We start from the raw sequence: 17,891 nt of genomic DNA on the forward strand, positions 1-17,891 counted from the left end.
TGTCGCGCGCAGGCGCGCTCCTACATCAGCGCCATCTGACGTCGACGCCTACGAGGAACGAACGGCCGGGCGCCGGCTCGTAATACCGCCCGTTGCCGTCGTTCACGATCACCGAGCCGATCACGTGGCGGTCGGCGAGGTTGTCCACTCGCGCGAAGGTGTTCACCCGCCACGGACCTTCGTCGAACACGTAGCCGCCGGACAGGCCGAAGAGCGCATAGCCGGGTGCGGATTCGGTACCGAGGTCGTTGACCGAGGTGGCGCCCATGGCACTCATGTCCAGCCCGGCCTGCCAGCCGCTCGAAGCGCCGTAGTTCAGTGCGGCGTACCCGACGGAACGCGGCACGCCGGGAATGCGGGTGCCGGCCTGTACCGGCGTATCCGGCGCTGGGCACCCGGCGGCGACGCAGGTGAGGAAGGGCGTGCGAAAACTCGCCTGCAAGTGCGTATACGAGGCGACGAAGCGCAGGTTCCGCGCCAGCTCGTCCTTGAACGATGCCTCCACGCCCTGGCGGCGTGAGCGCGCGATGTTCTGGTAGGTGGTGCGCCCGCCCAGGTTCGTCGCCACGGCGAGCTCGTCGTCGCTGTCGGCGCGGAACACCGCGAGGCCGGCTTCCATCCCTTCGGACGGGCGCAGCTTCAGGCCAAGCTCCGCGTTGTGCGAATGCGAAGGCTTCAGGTCGAAGGCAAGGCCGGGGCCACGGTCCGCGCGATAACCAAGTTCGGAGAACGTGGGTGTCTCGAAGCCGCGCCCCCAGTTCGCGTACACGTGCATCCAGGGGGCCGCGCGCCAGAGCACGCCGAACACCGGCGTGGTCGCGGAATACTTCACCGTGCCGCTGTCGTCGGGATTGCCCGGCGCGACGTAACGGTCGCTGGAACGGAAGCGCACTTCGCTATGCCGCGCGCCACCCATCACCGTCCAATCGTCCGCGACGCGCCAGGTGGCCTGGGCGTACTGGTCGAAGTCGAACACGCGGTCGATCTCGTCACGCCGCTTCGCGCCGCGCACGCCAAGGGTATCGCCCACGAAGTTCTCGTAGCCCTGGCGATGCTGCTCCTGGTTGTCGTAAGCGAGGCCGGCAGCCAGTTCGAACGGCTTCCCCGCGAGCGTGTCGCGCCACGTCCAGCGCGCGTCGCCGCCGCCGTATTCGTTGTCCAGGTCCACCACGCCGCCGGAGTTGCCCGGCTGCGAGACCTGGGTGGCAACCGGAATGGACAGGTATTGCGTTACCCCGCGCTGGCCGTAATAACCCATCACGCGGAGGCTGTTGGCATCGTCGATGCGCTGATCGTAGATCAGGCCGGCTTGCTGCTGGTCGGCCGACTTGCGCGTATTGAACGTTTCCGCGGCGGTCGCCACCTGGCGCGGGTTGGCCTGGTACTGCTGGCGGGTGAGGCCCAGCGGGTCCTGCGCGTCGGGCACGTCGAGCGTGTTCACCACCAGGGTCAGCTTCGCGTCGTCGTCGATCTTCCAGCCGATTTTCGCGTTGCCCGATTCGCGCCGCGCGGCGCTATGGTCGCGATAGCCGCTGGTGCGGAAGTGGGTGAAGTCGATGTTGTAGTCCACGGGGCCATCCACGCCCCGCGCGTTTACCGAACTGCGGAAGTTGCCGTTGCTGCCCCCGGCCACGCCGAAGCGGAGTTCGGCGGGATCGGTGCCGTCGGCGGTGAACAGTTGCACCACGCCGCCCGACGCGTTGCCGTAGAGCGCGGAGAACGGCCCGCGCAGGACTTCCACGCGGTCGGCCGAGTCGAGGTTGAAGTGCGAAACCTGGCCCTGGCCGTCCGGCATGCTGGCCGGGATCCCGTCGGTGTAAAGCCTCACGCCGCGGATGCCGAAGGTGGACCGCGCGCCGAAGCCGCGGATCGATACCTGGGCGTCCTGCGCATAGTTCTGCCGGTCGCGCGCGACGATGCCGGGAATCGCCTGCACCCGTTCCGAAAGGTTCACGTCCAGCGATCCGTCCGGAGGCGTGGCCGTCACGTCGATCGCGGCGGGAATGTCGTACGGGGTCTGCGCGGTGCGCGTGGCGGTCACGACGACAGGCGCGAGCTGGGTGTCCTGCGCCGCGGCGACGCCGCATAGCGCAAGGAAGATGCCGCCCGCCAGAGGACGGAGGTGGGGCAGGGACATGTATGGGTTCCCGGGGGAGGTGGGCTGCCGATGATGCTTAAAGAAGTGTATGCGTTATCTCAATAACGCATGCTAGCCTTCCCGCCCATCCCCTCGAGAGGTAGCGGTGCCGCCATGAAGAAGTTCACGCAGAAGTTCATCATCGCCAACCTGGTCGGACTCGCTGCCTCCTTCGGGGCGCAGGCGTTCCAGGCCGACCAGCCGGCCCAGGCCACGCCACCGGCCAGCGCCGGGCAGGTGGCTTCGGCCCAGCTGAAGGCGGCGGTCGACGGCAGTTGGCGTTCGGAGAAGAACAAGGCGCGCGACCCGTATCGTCACCCGGAGCAGACCCTCGCCTTCTTCGGTATCCGCCCGGACATGACCGTGATCGAGATCTGGCCCTCGGGCGGCTGGTTCACGGAAATTCTTGCGCCCTTCCTCAATGCCAACGGCCAGTACATCGGTGCGGTACCTCCCGGCTCGAAGAGCAAGGTGGCGCTGGAGAACAAGTTCAAGTTCGACCAGGCGCACTACGGCAAGGCCCGCTTCGTCGAGTTCGACGACAAGACTCCGAACCTGGGTCCCGATGGCTCGGCCGACATGGTCCTGACCTTCCGCAACGTGCATAACTGGGCGGCCGACGGCAATGCGGAAGCCATGTTCAAGGCGTTCTACAAGGTGCTCAAGCCGGGTGGCGTGCTCGGCGTGGAAGACCACCGCGCCGCCAAGGGCAAGAAGCTCGACGAGGTCGTGAACACCGGCTACCTGCCGACCGACTACGTGATCAAGCTGGCGACCGACGCGGGCTTCAAGCTCGACGGCCAGAGCGAGGTCAACGCCAACCCGAAGGACAACCACGACCATCCGAAGGGTGTCTGGACCTTGCCGCCGACCTATGAACTGGGCGAGCAGGACAAGGCGAAGTACGCGGCGATCGGCGAGTCGGACCGCATGACGCTGCGCTTCGTGAAACCCAAAACCGCCAAGTAAGGTGCTGCTGGCGCTGAACAAGCCGATGGGCGTGCTCTGCCAGTTCACCGACGAAGCCGGCCGGCGCACGCTGGCCGACTTCGTCAAGCAGAAGGGGGTTTATGCGGCGGGCCGGCTGGATCAGGACAGCGAGGGACTGTTGCTGCTGACCGACGACGGAAAGCTGCAGCATCGCCTCGCGGATCCGAAGCACAAGCAGCCGAAGACCTATGTGGTGCAGGTCGAGGGCGTTCCTTCCGAGGAAGCCCTCGAGCGCCTGCGCCGCGGCGTGCTGCTCAAGGATGGACCGACGCTGCCGGCCGCAGCCGAAGCGATCGACGAACCCGGCTGGCTATGGCCACGCGACCCGCCTGTGCGCTTTCGCAAGACGGTGCCGGATGCGTGGTTGCGGATCGTGCTGCGCGAAGGGCGTAACAGGCAGGTGCGGCGGATGACTGCCGCGGTAGGGCTGCCCACGCTGCGGTTGATTCGTGAGGCCGTCGGCGCTTACCGGCTTGATGGGCTCGGGCCGGGCGAAGTGCGCGTCATCGACGCCGGATAACTGCGATATGTAGGAGCGCGCCTCGCGCGCGACAGCTTTTCGCCACTGTCTAGGGGTTTGCGCGCCAGCTCCAAGGCACGGCTTCAAAAGATGTCGCGCGCAAGGCGCGCTCCTACGCGCGCGCAAGCGCTCCTACAGGATCACCACTCGGCGACGGAGCCGTCCGGGTGCCGCCACAGGGGATTCCGCCAGTCGACGGGTTCGCGGCTGCGTTCGATGACGAGCTCCTCGTTCACCTCGATACCGAGCCCCGGCCCGGTGAAGGGCTTCGCATAGCCCCCATCGTCCAGCGCGAGCGCGTCCTTGTTGAGCAGGTAATCCAGGACCTCGCCGCCGCGGTTGTAGTGGATGCCCATGCTCTGTTCCTGCAGCGTGGCGTTCCAGCTGACGAAGTCCACGTGCAGGCACGAGGCCAGCGCGATGGGACCCAGCGGGCAGTGCGGCGCGAAGGCCACGTCGTAGGCCTCGGCCATCGCCGCGATGCGCACGCATTCGGTGATGCCGCCGGCGTGGGACAGGTCGGGCTGGATGATCGAGATGCCGCCGCGTTCCAGCACGTGCTTGAACTCGAAGCGCGAGAACATGCGCTCACCGGCAGCCAGCGGAATGGCCGTCTGCGCGGCGATGCGCGGATAGTATTCCGCCTGTTCCGCCAGCACCGGTTCCTCGATGAACAGCGGCCGGAACGGTTCCAGCTCCTTCACCAGCACCTTCGCCATGGGCGCGGACACGCGCCCGTGGAAATCCAGGCCGAACTCGATGGTGTTGCCGAAGGCTTCGCGGATCTCCGCGACGCGCGCCACGGCCTCGTCCACCGCCTTGCTCGAGCCGATCATGCCCATCTCCTCACACCCGTTCATCTTGAACGTGTCGAAGCCATGCGCGAGGCGCTCGCGGATCTGCGCGATGATGTCGGCCGGCCGGTCGCCGCCGACCCAGCAATAGGTTTTCATGCGGTCGCGAACGCGGCCGCCGAGCAGCTCGAACACGGGCGCGCCGAGGACCTTGCCCTTGATGTCCCACAACGCCTGGTCGATGCCGGCGATGGCGCTCATGAACACGGCGCCGCCGCGGTAGAAGCCGCCGCGGTACATCGTCTGCCAGAGGTCGTTGATGCGCGAGGGGTCCTTGCCGATCACGTACTCGGACAGTTCGTGCACCGCGGCCTCCACGGTGCGCGCGCGCCCTTCGATCACGGGCTCGCCCCAGCCGACGACGCCTTCGTCGGTTTCCATCTTGAGGAACATCCAGCGTGGCGGGACGCGGTAGGTGGTGATGCGCGTGATCTTCATGCTTATACCGAGCGATAGGCTTTGACGAAGGCCTGCGCGCGCTCTCTCGTGCGCGACACGGGCTGACCCGCTTTATACAGGTCGCCGCCCAGTCCCGCACCGATGCAGCCCGCATCGAGGAACTGGCCGATGTTCTCCGGGGTGACGCCGCCGACCGCCAGCAAGGGGATATCGGGCGGCAGGACGGCGCGGATGGCCTTCACGTAACCAGGCCCCCATTGCGAGGCCGGGAACAGCTTCAGCGACTGTGCCCCGGCCGCGAGGGCGGTGAATGCCTCCGTCGGCGTGGTGAAGCCGATCGAGGTGTACATGCCCCGGGCGCGGCCGTGGCGGATCACCGCCGGATCGGTGTTCGGCGTCACCAGCAGGTGGCCGCCGAGGTCGGCGACGGCATCCACGGCATCGGGGGATAGGACGGTGCCCGCGCCGACCAGGGCGCGGTCGCCCGCGGCTTCGAGCGCGAGCGGGATGCTGCGCTGCCAGTCGGGCGAGTTCAGAGGCACCTCGATGGCGTCGAAGCCCGCCTCGAGCAGCGCCTCGACGTGGGCGACGACCTCGTCCGGGGTGATGCCGCGGAGGATGGCGATGAGGGGTAGGGCGGTGGGCCAGGCCATGGCGGTCACTCGTGGTAGAGCTGGGAACGGCCGCCGTCGATGCGGATATCGGCGGCGTTGATGTAACGGGCCTCGTCGGAGGCGAGGAAGAGCGCGGTGTACGCGATCTCCTCGGGTTCGCCGATGCGCTTGTTCGGGAGGATCTCCGTCTGCTTGCGGCGCTCCGCCTCGGGGTCCGGTGCGGCGGCGAAGCCGGCCTCGGCGATGGCGGTGAGCACGAGGCCGGGCGAGATCGAATTGACCCGGATGCCGCGCGCGGCGTACTCGATGCCGAGCGCCTTGGTCAGGCCGATCAGGCCGTGCTTGGCCACCGGGTACGGGAAGCAGTGCGGAATGATCTTGTGCCCGTGCACCGAAGCGATGTTGACGATGCTGCCGCGGCCGAGTTCGAGCATGCCGGGCAGGACGGCCTTCGCGCAGTTCCAGGCCCCTTTGAGGTCCACCTCGAAGCAGCGCGTCCATTCCTCGTCGCTCAGCGACAGCGGGTCGTTGAACACGTTGATCCCCGCATTGTTCACCAGCACGTCCGGCGCGCCGAAGCGCTCGGTGGCGGCGGCGACCATGCGCTGGATGGCGTCGGGATGGGTGACGTCGGCCTCGAAGAGCATGGCGTCGGCGGTATCGAGGCTGGCGAGGGTCTCGCGCGCCTGCGCGTTGTCCTCGAGCACGTTGAGCACGATCTTCGCCCCGTGCGCTGCGAACAGGCGGGCGGTGGCGGCGCCGATGCCCTGGGTGGCGCCGGTGACGATGGCCACCTTGCCGGCCAGCCGGGGCAGGGGGGTGGTACGCGGGTCGGGACGCTGGCTCATGCGGTCACTCCGTGGCCGTAGCGGGCTTCCGGCAGGCCGCGGCCGCGAGGCGGCGTGCCGATGAAGATGGCGCCGTTGGCGGGCTCGTCCTGCAGGATTGCCGGGGAAAGGCCGAGGTGCGCCGAGGTGATCACCATGCGGTCGAGTGCCGGGCCGGCGAAGCTCACGCAGCTCGGCTGGCGCGCGGGCAGGTGGATCACGGCATCGAAGCTGCCGTCAGGCGCGTAACGGATCACCCGCGAGCCGCCCCACTGGGTGTTCCAGAGGAAGCCCTCGGCATCGACCGTGGATCCGTCCGGCTCCAGTCCGGGCGGCACCTCGGCGAACACGCGGATACGATCCACCTCGCCGCTCGCGGCGTCGTAATCGCAGGCCATGATCTGCGCCGTGGGCGAATCGGTGAAGTACATCGTGCCGCCGTCCGGGCTGAAGCAGATGCTGTTGGTGATCGCCGCCTTCGGCAGGGCGAGGCGGCCCAGCTTCCCGTCGTGCGTGTAGCGCCAGAACGAGGCGATCTTCTCCGGGCCGCGCTCGTTGAGCGTGCCGAAAATGAAGTTGCCGCCGCGGTCGCAGCGGCCGTCGTTCGCGCGCGTGCCGGTGAGTTCGGGCTCGATGTCGTCGAGGACGTGCAGGGTGCCGTCGCGGGTGTCGTAGCGGGCCAGCTGCTTTTCCAGCGCCAGCAGCAATACGCCCGGCACATGGGTGAGCGCGAAGCAGCACAGGCGCGCCGGCAGTATCGCTTCCGACAAGGCGCCCGTCACCGGGTCGTAGGCGTGCAGGCGCGACGTGGCGATGTCGGTCCAGCGGACCAGGTTGGCCATGTCGTCCCAGATCACGCCCTCGGCATGCGCCTGTCGCTGCGGGGAAATCGGCTGGAAGGTATCGATCATCAGCGGGATTGCCTGCGGTTCTTGAGTTGGTCGACCAGCACCGCGACCAGCAGGATCGCGCCGCGCACGAGGTACTGGTAGAAGGCGTCGATGTTCATGAGGCTCATCGCATTCTGCACGGTGCCCATGATGAGGACACCGATGAGCACCCCGCTGATCGTCGCACGGCCGCCCATCAGCGACACGCCGCCCAGCACGCAGGCCGAGATCACGTTGAGTTCGAAGCCTTCGCCTGCGTTGGGCTGGCCGCTGGTCATGCGCGAGGCGAGGATGATGCCGGCCAGCGCGGCGACCAGCCCCTGGATGAGGAAGATCGCGATGCGTACGCGGTCGACCGCGACGCCGGCGAGGCGGGCCGCGTCGGGGTTGCCGCCGATGGCGAGGGTGTTGCGGCCGTAGATCGTCTTGTTGAGCAGCACGCCGAAGACGACGAAGCAGGCGAGGGTGACCCACACCGGCACCGGCAGGCCGAGCAGCTGCGAACTGCCCAGGGTGAAGAAGGCTTCGCTGGTCACGCCCACCGCCTGGCCGTGCGAGGCGATGAAGGCGAGTCCGCGGACGATCTCCATCGTTGCCAGCGTGGTGATCAGCGCGTTGATCTTGAGCTTGGCGATCACCACGCCGTTGACGAAGCCCACCAGCGCACCGGCCGCGATGGCGGCCGCGATGCCGATGGCGACGCTGCCGGTCGCGTTCGAGACGATGGCGCAGAAGACGCCGGCGAAGGCCACGGTCGAGCCCACGGAAAGGTCGAAGTCGCGCGAGGCCAGGCAGAACATCATGGTGCACGCGACCATGCCGATCTGCGAGACCGAGAGCGCGAGGCCCACCACGTTGTCCCAGGAGAAGAAATACTGCACCGTCATGCTCAGCACGGCGAAGAGCACGATGAAGATGCCGATGAGGCTGTAGTCGTCGACGAGCTGCCACAGTAGGGCGCGGCGGCGGGCCTCGGGCGTCTCGCGAGTCGCGGCGATGGCGGCGGCGTTGGACTCGGTCATGGGTCAGGCATTCCTTGGGAGAGTGATTCCCGCGCTTTCGGGCAGGGCGGCGGCGAGGACGTTTTCCTCGTTGGCCGAGGCGCGGTCGAACTGCGCGGTGATGCGGCCGTGGCACATGGCGACCACGCGGTCGGACACGCCCAGCACCTCGGGAAGTTCGCTGGAGATCATCACCACCGCCACGCCGCGCGCGGCGAGTTCGTAGAGCACGTTGTAAATCTCGTTCTTTGCGCCGACGTCGATGCCGCGCGTGGGTTCGTCCACGATCAGCACGCGCAGGTCCTTTTCGGCCAGCCAGCGCGAGAGCACGGCTTTCTGCTGATTGCCGCCGGAGAGCAGGCGGATTTCCTGGCGCCGGTGCGGCGTGCGGATGCGCAGGCGCTCGATGTAGCTGTCGGCGGTGCGCGCCTCGATGCGGTCGTTCACGAACAGGCCCGCGGTGAGGTGATTTCGCCGCGCGCTGATGTTGATGTTCTCCGACACCGAGCGCACGCCGATGATGCCTTCTTCCTTGCGGTCCTCGGGACAGAACACGAGGCCATGGCGGATCGCGTCGCGGATGTGCGAGGGCTTGATCGGCCGGCCGTCCACGCGCACCTCGCCGGCCGTGCGCCGGTCGGCGCCGTAGACGACGCGCATGATCTCGGAGCGGCCGGCGCCGACGAGGCCGAAGAAGCCGACGATCTCGCCCGCGCGTACGTCGAAGCTCATCGGTACGGGCAGGGAGCGGCCGGTCACGCCTTTTACGGAAAGGCGTACCTCACCGTGCTCGCGCGGCCGGTAACCGAAGATGTCGCTGATCTCGCGGCCAACCATGCGCTGCACCAGCGTGTCGCGCGTGACGCCCTCGAGCGTGTCGAAGTCGGCGACCTTGCGGCCGTCGCGGAAGATGGTCGCCGCGTCGCAGAGTTCGAAGATCTCGTCCATGCGGTGCGAGATGTAGATCATCGCCTTGCCCTGCGCGCGCAGGTCGCGCACGAGGCGGAAGAGCACGTCCGTCTCGCGGTGCGAGAGCGAGCTCGTGGGTTCGTCCAGCGCGAGGATCTTCGCGTCGCGCAGGATGGCCTTCACGATCTCCACCATCTGCCGCTGGCCGATGGAGAGCTGTTTCAGCTTCGCGCGCGGATCGAGGTCGACGCCTAGCGCATCCAGGCGCTCGCGGGTCCAGGCCAGCGCGCGGCGGCGGTCGACGAGGCCGAAACGCGTAGGCAGGCGGCCGAGCAGCAGGTTCTCCATCACCGAGAGCTCCGGCACGTACTGGAGCTCCTGGTGGATCACCGCCACGCCCGCGTCGATGGCGTCGGCCGCCTTGCGGAAGTGCATCACCTGGCCGTCGATGGCCACCTCGCCCTCGTCGGGGATGTATTCCCCGCCGAGGATCTTCATCATCGTGGACTTGCCCGCGCCGTTCTCGCCGAGCAGGCCGTGCACGCTGCCCGCGCGGACCTGGAAGCCGACGTCGCCCAGCGCACGCACGCCGGGAAACGTCTTCCCGATGTGGCGGAACTCCAGGCGCGGGGCGTCGGCCATCGTCAAAGCCCCATTTCCTTGCGGATCTCGTCCGCGTTGCTGCGCGTGATCAGCTTGCCGGTGGTGAGGGTGAGCGCCGGCGGTGCCTTGTCGTTCTTGATCCACTCATACATGTTCACCGAGGTTTCGTAACCGTGGCGCTTCGGGCTGATGAGCACGCTGCCGAAGAAGCCGGTGGCCTGTGCCTTCGAGAATTCGTTGAGGGCGGACTTGCTGCCGCCGATGCCGACGCCGATGACGTTATCGGCGGAGAACCCGCGGCCTTCCGCTGCGCGCACGGCGCCGAGGACCGCCTCGTCGTTGAGGCCGAAGGCAATCCAGTGCTTGTAGTTGGGGTGCTGGGTGATCGCGATGTTCGCGGCGTTGAAGGCGTTTTCGGTATCCGTCTTCGCCTGCGGCGCGTTGACGATGTTGTCCTTCGGGAAACCCGCGGCGGTGAGTGCGGTGACCGCGCCGTCGGTGCGGTCGCGAGCCGTGGGCAGCTGGTCGTAGGAGATGCGCAGCGCGCCGGTCTCTTCGGGCTTCCAGCCGCGCTGCTTCATTTCCGTGGCGATCGCCTCGCCCACCTGTTCGCCGATCTTCGACGCCGAGATGCCCATGTGCGGTACGGCGTCGATGGGATTGCCGGCACCGTCGACCAGGCGATCGTCCACCGTCATCAGCTTCAGGCCGTCGGCCTTCGCCTTGGCGACGATGGAGGGGCCGAGCTTCACGTCCGGCGTGCAGATGATGAAGCCCTGCGCATGCTGCGCCTTCAGGTTGTCGATGGTGGTGAGCACCTGGCCGCCGTCGGGCGCGCCGATCTTCACCAGGGTGAAACCCTTTTCCTTCGCAGCCTGTTCGGCGTATTTCCACTCGTCCTGGAACCAGGGTTCCTCGGGCTGCTTCACCACGAAGCCGATCTTCACCTGGTCGTTCGAGCCCGAAGAGCAGGCGGAAAGGGCCAGGGCGAACGCCGTGAGGCCAAGCGCGATCTTCATCTTCATGTGCTGCTCCTCGTGAAACGCATGGGATTACCCGGCGAGCCCGCGGCGGCGGGCGACGGCGATGGCGCCGTGTCCCGCGAGGTCGCGTTGCTCGTCGTCGCCGAGCACGGTGACCGTGCCGGAAAAGAAATCGTCGCCTTCGACCAGCCGGGCGATCGCCTCGCGCAGTATGGGCTTGCCGCTGATGACGAAGCGCGTTCCCGGACTCATCCGGATCGCGCTGGAATTCTTGAGGGTGAGCAGGTCGGAGCCGAGCACGGCGCCGAGCAGGAAGTTCGCGCGCGCATTGGCGTCGTACACCGCGAACTGGTCGAGGATGCGCACGCTGAAGCAGGCACGCCCCAGGCCGATCTTCTTCGCCGAGGCGGCGCCCGCGAGGAGCATCTCGCCGTCGATGCGCTGGGCGAAACCTTCCTTCAGCGAGCTGGCGAGGATGGTGTCGTGCGAGATCACGTGCAGCAGTTCGCCGGCGAGGGTGGTGACGCAGCCCTCGATGCGCCCATCGGCATCGATGCTCACGAACTTGGAATGCGAACCGGGCAGCACGATCACCGTGGGCTCGTCGAGGCCGAGGCGTTCGAGCAGTGCGAACGACTCCACTTCCTCTCCGCGCATCATGTCCATGGCTTCGCAGTTGTGCAGGCCGATGTGCTCCACGGCATTGCGCACGCCGGGGACGAACCAGATCGGATCGCGCCAGACGTTGGGCAGGTGGCTTTCGCGCATGGCGCCGGCGAGGTCGTCGATGCCGACGGCAGCCGGCACGTGCGGAATCTCGCAGAGGCCCATGTTCGAGGTGATCATGCCGGAGGCCAGGACACGGCCGATCTCGGTTTCGTCCAGCTTCGCCGCGGCGAGTGCCTCGGCGATCGTCTCGCGCACGCCTTCCTCGAGCTTCGCCTTGCTGCCGGTGATCGCGGTATCGCGCACGCCCACCTGCCGTGCGGCCTGGCCGACGACGGTGCCGTCCTGCCAGACGCTGACGCGGGTGTTGGTCGTGCCGGTATCGATGGTGAGGATGTTCATCGAGGATCCGTTCAAGGTCGCCCCGGATTCTTGGCGTGGCCCGCCAAGGCAGGCAAACTAGAATTTCTTCGGGCCTTCCCCAAATTTTTCTTGATGACCTCGCAATGAAGCGCTCGCTACCCCTCAACGCCGTGCGCGTGTTCGAGCTTGCAGCGCAGCATTCGAGCTTCACGAAGGCTGCCGAAGAACTGTCGCTGACTCCGGCCGCGGTCAGTGCGCAAGTCAAATTGCTCGAGTCGTACCTGGGCACGCCGCTGTTTGTGCGAAGCAACAATCGCTTGAAACTCACGGCGGCCGGCGAGAACTATTTCCCGCGCATTCGCGACGCTTTTCGTGCGCTGCAGCAAGCGACGGACCAGATTCTTGGCCAGCGCAGCGCCTCGCTGCGGGTGTCGGTACCCCCGACATTCGGGACGAAGTGGCTCGTACCGAGGCTGTTCCGCTTCTTCGCGAGGCATCCGGACATCGCCGTCGAGGTGGTGACGGACGGTGGCGAGGGCAGTGGCTGGGACCTGTCGGTGGACGACCGGCTGGGCGAAGGCATGGAGCAGTCCATCCTTGCCGTCAGCCGCTATACCCCGGTCTGCTCGCCCGCCGTGGCCGCGCAGCTGCGCGGCCCGGAAGACCTTCCGACACAGATGCTCCTGCACGAACGTCCCGGCCGCCGTGCCGCGCCGGCTATCGGATGGGACCAATGGTTCGAACGAGCGGGGGTGAGCCCCGGCCCCGTATCCCGCGAAATGGGTTTCGGCGACGGCACGATGATGTTGCAGGCGGCCATCGAGGGGCAGGGCGTGGCCCTGGCGCAGGAACTGCTGGTGGCCTACGACCTGGCCGCGGGCCGGCTCGCCGAACCGTTCCGGCTCGAGGTGCCCTTGCAGCACACCTACTACCTGGCCGTGTCGCGCGAAGCGGAGGGGCGGGAGGAGACCGGCTTGTTCAAGACCTGGCTGTTCGCCGAACTGGGCGGCACCCCGTAAGAACGGCAGCGGCGAACTGTGGGAGCCGGCTATGCCGGCGATCCCGCGGCAGCGGGCAAGCTTGCCGCAAGCACCCATCGCCGCTGAAGCGGCTCCCCGCAAAAAAACAGTTGCTCTTACATAGAACTCCGCTTGCTTCGCCGTCCTGCGCTCAACAATCCCGCGCCGTCTTCCGCTTGCGCCACCAGATCACCCCCAGCGCCGCCACGGCCGCGACGATGGCCAGCCACACCCCGGTCTGCCCGCGGCGGATCCACATGGCGAGCCATTCGTGGTTATGCGCGCCGAAGTAGCCGAGGTAGACCCAGATCGGCACGCTGATCGCGGCCGCGAGGCCGTCGAGGAGCAGGAAGCGGAAGAATCCCACGCGGTGGGTGGCGCCGGCGGTGATGAAGACGGCGGTGCGCATGCCCGGAAGGAAGCGGGCCACGAACATCATGCGGTTGCCGTAGCGCTCGAACTTTTCCTGCACCTTGGCGTAGCGCTCGGGCGTGAGCAGCCGCGCCACGAGGCGCCAGCTCATGATCCGCGCACCGAAATGGCGGCCGAGCAGGAACATCGTGGAATCGCCCACCAGCACGCCTGCCATGCCCACGCCGACCATGGTGTGCACGTCGCCGTAGCCGAGGCCGGTGATGATGCCTCCGGCGACCAGGCTGATGTCCTCGGGCAGCGGAATGCCGGCACCGCAAAGCATCAGCGCGAAGAACACGGCGAAATAGCCGTTCCTTCCGAAGAAATCGACGAGGTCGTTGAGCAGGTCCATCAGTGACGCACGTAGCCGGGCTTGGCCGGTCCTTTGGAGGCACGAAGGCGGAATGATCCCATGGATCGCGTTACGAACGCGGTGCGGCGCATCATTCGCCGTCCGCCGGGGCCGGTGCCGCCCGGGCGGCGAGCAGCACCCTCAGCTCGGCCTTCTCGGTATCGTCGAGCACGCCTTCACGGCTGCGGGCGATGAGGTATTCGCGCCGCTGCATGGCCACCTGGCGCTGCATCTGGGCCAGGGCGTCGAGGAACTCCACGCGCTGCATCTCCGCCTCGCCGATCACCTCGGCCTGCATCAGCTTCTGCAGGGAGGCGTACTCCGGCCGGTCGAGAAAATGCTCAACGAGCACGGCGGGGTTGATGCCCGGCCGGGCGCGGGCCACGTCGATCAGTTCCGCCAGCAGGCCCACGCCCGGCCGGTCCAGGCGCAGGAAGGCGTAGGGCGGCTCGACCTCCTCGGCCAGCGACGGCTGGGCCAGGAGCAGGGTGATGGCGCTGCGAACGAGACTGCGCTGCACGTTCGCGGGACGGGCAGGGGGCCTGCGTGCCGGCCCCGGCTCGGCCTCGAGTACCGCCCGCGCCCCGGTGCGGCGCTGCAGCTCCTGCGCCATGAGGTCGCGGAACGCCCCGTCCGGCAGCTTGGCGATGAGCGGCCGGGCGCGCTCGGCCAGGCGGGCCTTGCCGTCGATACGGCTGGTGTCCACGTCGCGGCCGAGCTCCTCGAAGAAGTACTCGGACATCGGCATTGCATTCTTCATGCGCTGCTCGAAGCCCTCCTTGCCTTCCTTGCGCACCAGTGTGTCCGGATCCTCGCCGTCGGGCAGGAACAGGAAGTGCGCCTGGCGACCGTCGCGCATGCGCGGCAGGATCGACTCCAGCGCGCGCCACGCGGCCTGGCGGCCGGCGCGATCGCCGTCGAAGCAGAAGTACACATCGGGTGCGGCGCGGAACAGCACCTCGGCGTGTTCGGGCGTGGTCGCCGTGCCCAGCGTGGCCACGGCGATCGGCAGGCCCGCCTGGTGCAGCGCGATGACGTCCATGTAGCCCTCGACCACCATGATCCGGGTGAGCTGCTGGTGGGCCTGCTTCACCTGCCACAGGGCGAACAGCTCGCGGCCCTTGTGGAAAAGGGGCGTCTCGGGCGAGTTGAGGTATTTCGGGCTCTGTTCGGACGACAGCACGCGCCCGCCGAAGGCGATGACGCGGCCCCGGCGGTCGAGGATGGGAAACATCACCCGCTCGCGGAAGCGGTCGTAACGGCTGCCGCGTTCGTTGCTCGCGACCATGCCGGCTTCGTTGAGGAGCTGGCGCCGGCGGTCGGTGGTGCCGAGGGCTTTCATTACGCCGTCGAATCCGGCCGGCGCCCAGCCGATCCGGAAACGCTTCACGATCTCTTCGTCCAGGCCGCGCCTGTCGATGTACGCCCTGGCCTCGGGGCTGTTCCCCAGTTCCCGCTGGTAGAACGTCGCGGCGTCGTCGAGGAGGGTGTAGAGGTCGCTGCGGTCTTCGCGCGGCTTGTCGTCGCGTGCCCCTTCGTAGGGCACCTTCATGCCGGCGGCCTGCGCCAGTTCCTCGATGGCGTCGGGGAACTCGAGGCGGTCGTAGTCCATGATGAACTTGATGGCGCTGCCGTGCGCGCCGCAGCCGAAGCAGTGGAAGAACTGCTTCTGCGGGCTCACGTAGAAGGAGGGCGAGCGCTCGTTGTGGAACGGGCAGCACGCCGTCCATTCCCGGCCGGCCTTCTTCAACGGCACGCGCCGCTCGATCACGTCGACGATGTCGACGCGGGTCAGCAGCTCATCGATGAAGTTGTCGGGAATTCGGCCACGCATCAGTCCCCTAGGATGCCATGCATCCGCTTCCGTATGGAGCCCGGGAGGCCGTCAGAAGGCCATCCTGAACACGCCGATCACCGCCAGGATGGCGATCACGAACAGGATCAGGAAGATGGCGAAGCAGACCTTGGCGATCGTCGCCGCGATGCCGGAGACGCGGCTGAAGCCCAGCGCGCCGGTAACGAGGGCGATCAGGCCGAAGATGATGGCGTACTTGAGCATGGCAATCCTCCGTGGGGCGCCGGGAGGATGCTGGCTCGGGCGTGGCGGGGTCGTGAAGCGCCGCCGGCGCGGGGTTTCGGGCCTCGACAGATACGCAGGAAATGCTCGTTGTAGGAGCGCGCCTGCGCGCGACGGCTTTTCGCGCCGGTTTCCAGGTTCACGCGCCAGCTTCAAGGCTTGGCCTCAAAATATCAGCGCGTGCGGGGCGCGCTCCTACGGGAGGGGTCGCGGTTTTGTAGGAGCGCGCCTGCGCGCGACGGCTTTTCGCGCCGGTTTCCACGTTCACGCGCCAGCTTCACGTCTTGGCCTCAAAAGATGTCGCGCGCAAGGCGCGCTCCTACAGGGAGGGGTCAGGCCAGCTTGGCCTTCACCTTGCCTGCCACGGCGGCCATGTCGGCGCGGCCGGCGGCCTGCTCCTTCACCAGGGCGACCACCTTGCCCATGTCGCGCGGCGTCGTGGCACCGGCCTCGATGATGGCCGAGTCGATGAGGGCCTCCAACTCCGCCTCGCTGAACTTGGCCGGCAGGTAGCCGTCGATGACGCCCATCTCGTAGCGTTCGACATCGGCCAGGTCGGTGCGGCCGGCCTTGTCGTACTGTTCGATGGAATCACGGCGCTGCTTCTGCATCTTCTCGAGCACGGCCAGGACCTGGGTGTCGTCCAGCTCGATCCGCTCGTCCACCTCGCGCTGCTTGATCTGGGCCTGGACCAGGCGGATGACCGCCAGCCGGTCCTTCTCCCCGCCTTTCATGGCGGCCTTCATGTCTTCGGTGATCTTTGCCTTGAGGCTCATGCTCTTTCTCCGGGACGACGAAAAGCCGGCTTCACCTTTCGGCGAAGCCGGCTCGGGATTTCCGCCTGATCGCGGTGGCTGCGTTAACGCGCCAGCCGCTGTACCATGCCGGCCAGGAGGCCGGATGGTGCATCAGTACATGCGGGTCCGGCGCGTCGTGTCGCGGGACAGACGGCGCAGGTGGCGCTTCACAGCAGCGGCGCGCTTGCGCTTACGCTCCTGGGTCGGCTTTTCGTAAAATTCGCGCTTGCGCGTTTCGGCCAGCACGCCAGCCTTCTCGCACGTACGCTTGAAGCGGCGAAGGGCAAGCTCAAACGGCTCGTTCTCGCGGACTTTAACGCTCGGCATGGAAACTCCACTTGTTTAAACTGACCCGTGAAGCCGGGTGAGCCGTGGATTATAACGTGATCGAGTTGAGAAATTCAAAGCCCGTGCTGGGCGTGGAAACGTCCTGCGACGAGACGGGCGTGGCCCTGCTGCGCTGGGACCCCGAACAGCCCGGCCGCGGCCTGCTGTCCCATGCGCTGTTCAGCCAGATCGCCCTGCATGCCGAGTACGGCGGCGTAGTGCCCGAGCTGGCCAGCCGCGACCATGTCCGCAAGCTGCTGCCCCTGGTCCGGGAGGCCTTGAAGGCGGCCGGCATGACCCCGGCGGACCTGGGCGGCGTGGCTTATACGGCCGGTCCCGGCCTGGTCGGCGCCTTGCTGGTGGGCGCGTCCGCGGCGCGAGCCATGGCCTGGGCGCTGGGCGTGCCGGCCATCGGCGTGCACCACATGGAAGGCCACCTGCTGGCGCCGCTGCTCGAGGACGATCCCCCGGAGCCGCCCTTCGTGGCGCTGCTGGTGTCGGGTGGACACTCGATGCTGGTGGAGGTCAAGGCCATCGGCCAATACCGGATCCTCGGCGACACCCTGGACGATGCCGCGGGCGAGGCCTTCGACAAGACCGCCAAGCTCATGGGTTTGCCCTATCCGGGGGGCCCCGCGCTGGCGAAGCTGGCCGAGCAGGGCAAGCCGGGGCGCTTCCGCTTCTCCCGGCCAATGGTCGACCGGCCGGGGCTGGATTTCAGCTTTTCCGGGTTGAAGACCCAGGTGCTGCTGGCCTGGCAGGCCTCGGACAAGAGCGAGCAGACCCGGGCCGACATCGCGCGCGGCTTCGAGGAGGCCATCGTCGATACGCTGGCCATCAAATGCCGCCGCGCGCTGGACGTCACGGGCGCGAAGCGGCTGGTCATCGCCGGCGGCGTGGGGGCGAACAAGCGCCTGCGCGAGCAACTGGCGCAGGCGGGTGCGGCCGACGGATTCCGCGTCTACTTCCCGCGGCTGGCGTTCTGCACCGACAACGGCGCGATGATCGCCCTCGCCGGGGCCATCCGCCTGGCGGCAGGCCAGCACCAGGACGAAACCATCCAGGTCTTCCCGCGCTGGAATCTCGAAACCCTGCCGGCGGCCTGAGCCGGCTCGCAGGGTAGGAGCGCGCCTGCGCGCGACATCTTTT

18 protein-coding genes are annotated in these 17,891 nt (G+C 67.5%); 4 read left to right on the forward strand and 14 right to left on the reverse strand.

All coding sequences use genetic code 11. From position 1 onward, the window contains the following. Positions 1 to 25: 25 nt before the first annotated feature. Positions 26 to 2,131, reverse strand: a complete 2,106-nt coding sequence (locus ACR9ZH_RS07955; protein ID WP_481290237.1) for a TonB-dependent receptor family protein — start codon at positions 2,129 to 2,131, stop codon at positions 26 to 28. Between the two features lie 120 nt (positions 2,132 to 2,251). Between ACR9ZH_RS07955 and ACR9ZH_RS07960 the strand changes: the two genes are divergently transcribed. Next, complete coding sequence (locus tag ACR9ZH_RS07960) at positions 2,252 to 3,106, forward strand: class I SAM-dependent methyltransferase (protein ID WP_481290219.1); 855 nt, start codon at positions 2,252 to 2,254, stop codon at positions 3,104 to 3,106. Position 3,107: 1 nt separating this feature from the next. Further along, positions 3,108 to 3,647 (forward strand): pseudouridine synthase, encoded by a 540-nt coding sequence (locus ACR9ZH_RS07965; protein ID WP_481290220.1) that lies wholly within the window; start codon positions 3,108 to 3,110, stop codon positions 3,645 to 3,647. A 140-nt stretch (positions 3,648 to 3,787) separates the two neighbouring features. On the opposite strand, the gene dgoD is transcribed toward ACR9ZH_RS07965, so the two are convergent. The 8 genes from dgoD to ACR9ZH_RS08005 are packed head-to-tail and all read right to left on the reverse strand — an operon-like array spanning position 3,788 to position 11,795. Beyond that, positions 3,788 to 4,939, reverse strand: coding sequence for a galactonate dehydratase (gene dgoD, locus ACR9ZH_RS07970; protein WP_481290221.1), 1,152 nt, complete (start codon positions 4,937 to 4,939; stop codon positions 3,788 to 3,790). 2 nt (positions 4,940 to 4,941) lie between these two features. Next, entirely contained in the window at positions 4,942 to 5,553 is a 612-nt protein-coding gene (locus ACR9ZH_RS07975; RefSeq protein WP_481290222.1) for a 2-dehydro-3-deoxy-6-phosphogalactonate aldolase, read from the reverse strand. A gap of 5 nt (positions 5,554 to 5,558) precedes the next feature. Further along, on the reverse strand, positions 5,559 to 6,362 hold the full coding sequence (locus ACR9ZH_RS07980; protein WP_481290223.1) for an SDR family oxidoreductase: 804 nt from the start codon (positions 6,360 to 6,362) through the stop codon (positions 5,559 to 5,561). After that, positions 6,359 to 7,252, reverse strand: a complete 894-nt coding sequence (locus tag ACR9ZH_RS07985) for an SMP-30/gluconolactonase/LRE family protein (RefSeq protein ID WP_481290224.1) — start codon at positions 7,250 to 7,252, stop codon at positions 6,359 to 6,361. Before ACR9ZH_RS07985 ends, ACR9ZH_RS07980 begins: the two co-directional genes overlap by 4 nt. Next, positions 7,252 to 8,253: an L-arabinose ABC transporter permease AraH gene (araH, locus tag ACR9ZH_RS07990; RefSeq protein WP_481290225.1), complete on the reverse strand. Its 1,002-nt coding sequence runs from the start codon at positions 8,251 to 8,253 to the stop codon at positions 7,252 to 7,254. The genes ACR9ZH_RS07985 and araH overlap by 1 nt, the downstream gene beginning before the upstream one ends. Positions 8,254 to 8,256: 3 nt before the next feature. After that, positions 8,257 to 9,783: an L-arabinose ABC transporter ATP-binding protein AraG gene (gene araG, locus ACR9ZH_RS07995; RefSeq protein ID WP_481290226.1), complete on the reverse strand. Its 1,527-nt coding sequence runs from the start codon at positions 9,781 to 9,783 to the stop codon at positions 8,257 to 8,259. 2 nt (positions 9,784 to 9,785) lie between these two features. Further along, complete coding sequence (locus tag ACR9ZH_RS08000) at positions 9,786 to 10,769, reverse strand: arabinose ABC transporter substrate-binding protein (protein WP_481290227.1); 984 nt, start codon at positions 10,767 to 10,769, stop codon at positions 9,786 to 9,788. 27 nt (positions 10,770 to 10,796) lie between these two features. Continuing rightward, on the reverse strand, positions 10,797 to 11,795 hold the full coding sequence (locus ACR9ZH_RS08005; protein WP_481290228.1) for a 2-dehydro-3-deoxygalactonokinase: 999 nt from the start codon (positions 11,793 to 11,795) through the stop codon (positions 10,797 to 10,799). A gap of 104 nt (positions 11,796 to 11,899) precedes the next feature. Here ACR9ZH_RS08005 and ACR9ZH_RS08010 point away from each other — a divergent pair, with 104 nt between their 5' ends. After that, positions 11,900 to 12,775 (forward strand): LysR substrate-binding domain-containing protein, encoded by an 876-nt coding sequence (locus ACR9ZH_RS08010; protein ID WP_481290229.1) that lies wholly within the window; start codon positions 11,900 to 11,902, stop codon positions 12,773 to 12,775. Positions 12,776 to 12,926: 151 nt separating this feature from the next. On the opposite strand, the gene ACR9ZH_RS08015 is transcribed toward ACR9ZH_RS08010, so the two are convergent. The 5 genes from ACR9ZH_RS08015 to rpsU form a co-directional block, all read right to left on the reverse strand. Next, positions 12,927 to 13,541: a DedA family protein gene (locus tag ACR9ZH_RS08015; protein ID WP_481290230.1), complete on the reverse strand. Its 615-nt coding sequence runs from the start codon at positions 13,539 to 13,541 to the stop codon at positions 12,927 to 12,929. Positions 13,542 to 13,632: 91 nt separating this feature from the next. Next, positions 13,633 to 15,375 carry a DNA primase gene (gene dnaG / locus ACR9ZH_RS08020; RefSeq protein ID WP_481290231.1) on the reverse strand — a complete coding sequence of 581 codons (1,743 nt, stop codon included), beginning with the start codon at positions 15,373 to 15,375 and terminating at the stop codon, positions 13,633 to 13,635. Positions 15,376 to 15,426: 51 nt separating this feature from the next. Further along, positions 15,427 to 15,600, reverse strand: coding sequence for a DUF1328 domain-containing protein (locus ACR9ZH_RS08025; RefSeq protein ID WP_481290232.1), 174 nt, complete (start codon positions 15,598 to 15,600; stop codon positions 15,427 to 15,429). A gap of 350 nt (positions 15,601 to 15,950) precedes the next feature. Continuing rightward, the gene (locus tag ACR9ZH_RS08030) at positions 15,951 to 16,394 is read right to left on the reverse strand and encodes a GatB/YqeY domain-containing protein (RefSeq protein ID WP_481290233.1); all 444 of its coding nucleotides are present in this window, start codon (positions 16,392 to 16,394) and stop codon (positions 15,951 to 15,953) included. A 132-nt stretch (positions 16,395 to 16,526) separates the two neighbouring features. Next, positions 16,527 to 16,742: a 30S ribosomal protein S21 gene (gene rpsU, locus ACR9ZH_RS08035; protein ID WP_029213735.1), complete on the reverse strand. Its 216-nt coding sequence runs from the start codon at positions 16,740 to 16,742 to the stop codon at positions 16,527 to 16,529. An 83-nt stretch (positions 16,743 to 16,825) separates the two neighbouring features. Between rpsU and tsaD the strand changes: the two genes are divergently transcribed. Beyond that, positions 16,826 to 17,848, forward strand: coding sequence for a tRNA (adenosine(37)-N6)-threonylcarbamoyltransferase complex transferase subunit TsaD (tsaD, locus tag ACR9ZH_RS08040; RefSeq protein ID WP_481290238.1), 1,023 nt, complete (start codon positions 16,826 to 16,828; stop codon positions 17,846 to 17,848). The last annotated feature ends 43 nt before the right edge of the window (positions 17,849 to 17,891 follow it).

The organism is Luteibacter sp. SVR4-7G (assembly GCF_056755555.1).

Excerpts from the sequence above, each read along its gene's own strand:
- ACR9ZH_RS08010 (WP_481290229.1), top strand. The coding sequence starts at position 11,900 with ATGAAGCGCTCGCTACCCCTCAACGCCGTGCGCGTGTTCGAGCTTGCA.
- dnaG (WP_481290231.1), bottom strand. The coding sequence starts at position 15,375 with ATGCGTGGCCGAATTCCCGACAACTTCATCGATGAGCTGCTGACCCGC.
- ACR9ZH_RS08015 (WP_481290230.1), bottom strand. The coding sequence starts at position 13,541 with ATGGACCTGCTCAACGACCTCGTCGATTTCTTCGGAAGGAACGGCTAT.
- dgoD (WP_481290221.1), bottom strand. The coding sequence starts at position 4,939 with ATGAAGATCACGCGCATCACCACCTACCGCGTCCCGCCACGCTGGATG.
- ACR9ZH_RS07960 (WP_481290219.1), top strand. The coding sequence starts at position 2,252 with ATGAAGAAGTTCACGCAGAAGTTCATCATCGCCAACCTGGTCGGACTC.
- araH (WP_481290225.1), bottom strand. The coding sequence starts at position 8,253 with ATGACCGAGTCCAACGCCGCCGCCATCGCCGCGACTCGCGAGACGCCC.
- araG (WP_481290226.1), bottom strand. The coding sequence starts at position 9,783 with ATGGCCGACGCCCCGCGCCTGGAGTTCCGCCACATCGGGAAGACGTTT.
- ACR9ZH_RS08005 (WP_481290228.1), bottom strand. The coding sequence starts at position 11,795 with ATGAACATCCTCACCATCGATACCGGCACGACCAACACCCGCGTCAGC.
- ACR9ZH_RS07975 (WP_481290222.1), bottom strand. The coding sequence starts at position 5,553 with ATGGCCTGGCCCACCGCCCTACCCCTCATCGCCATCCTCCGCGGCATC.
- ACR9ZH_RS08000 (WP_481290227.1), bottom strand. The coding sequence starts at position 10,769 with ATGAAGATGAAGATCGCGCTTGGCCTCACGGCGTTCGCCCTGGCCCTT.
- ACR9ZH_RS08030 (WP_481290233.1), bottom strand. The coding sequence starts at position 16,394 with ATGAGCCTCAAGGCAAAGATCACCGAAGACATGAAGGCCGCCATGAAA.
- ACR9ZH_RS08025 (WP_481290232.1), bottom strand. The coding sequence starts at position 15,600 with ATGCTCAAGTACGCCATCATCTTCGGCCTGATCGCCCTCGTTACCGGC.
- rpsU (WP_029213735.1), bottom strand. The coding sequence starts at position 16,742 with ATGCCGAGCGTTAAAGTCCGCGAGAACGAGCCGTTTGAGCTTGCCCTT.
- ACR9ZH_RS07985 (WP_481290224.1), bottom strand. The coding sequence starts at position 7,252 with ATGATCGATACCTTCCAGCCGATTTCCCCGCAGCGACAGGCGCATGCC.
- ACR9ZH_RS07980 (WP_481290223.1), bottom strand. The coding sequence starts at position 6,362 with ATGAGCCAGCGTCCCGACCCGCGTACCACCCCCCTGCCCCGGCTGGCC.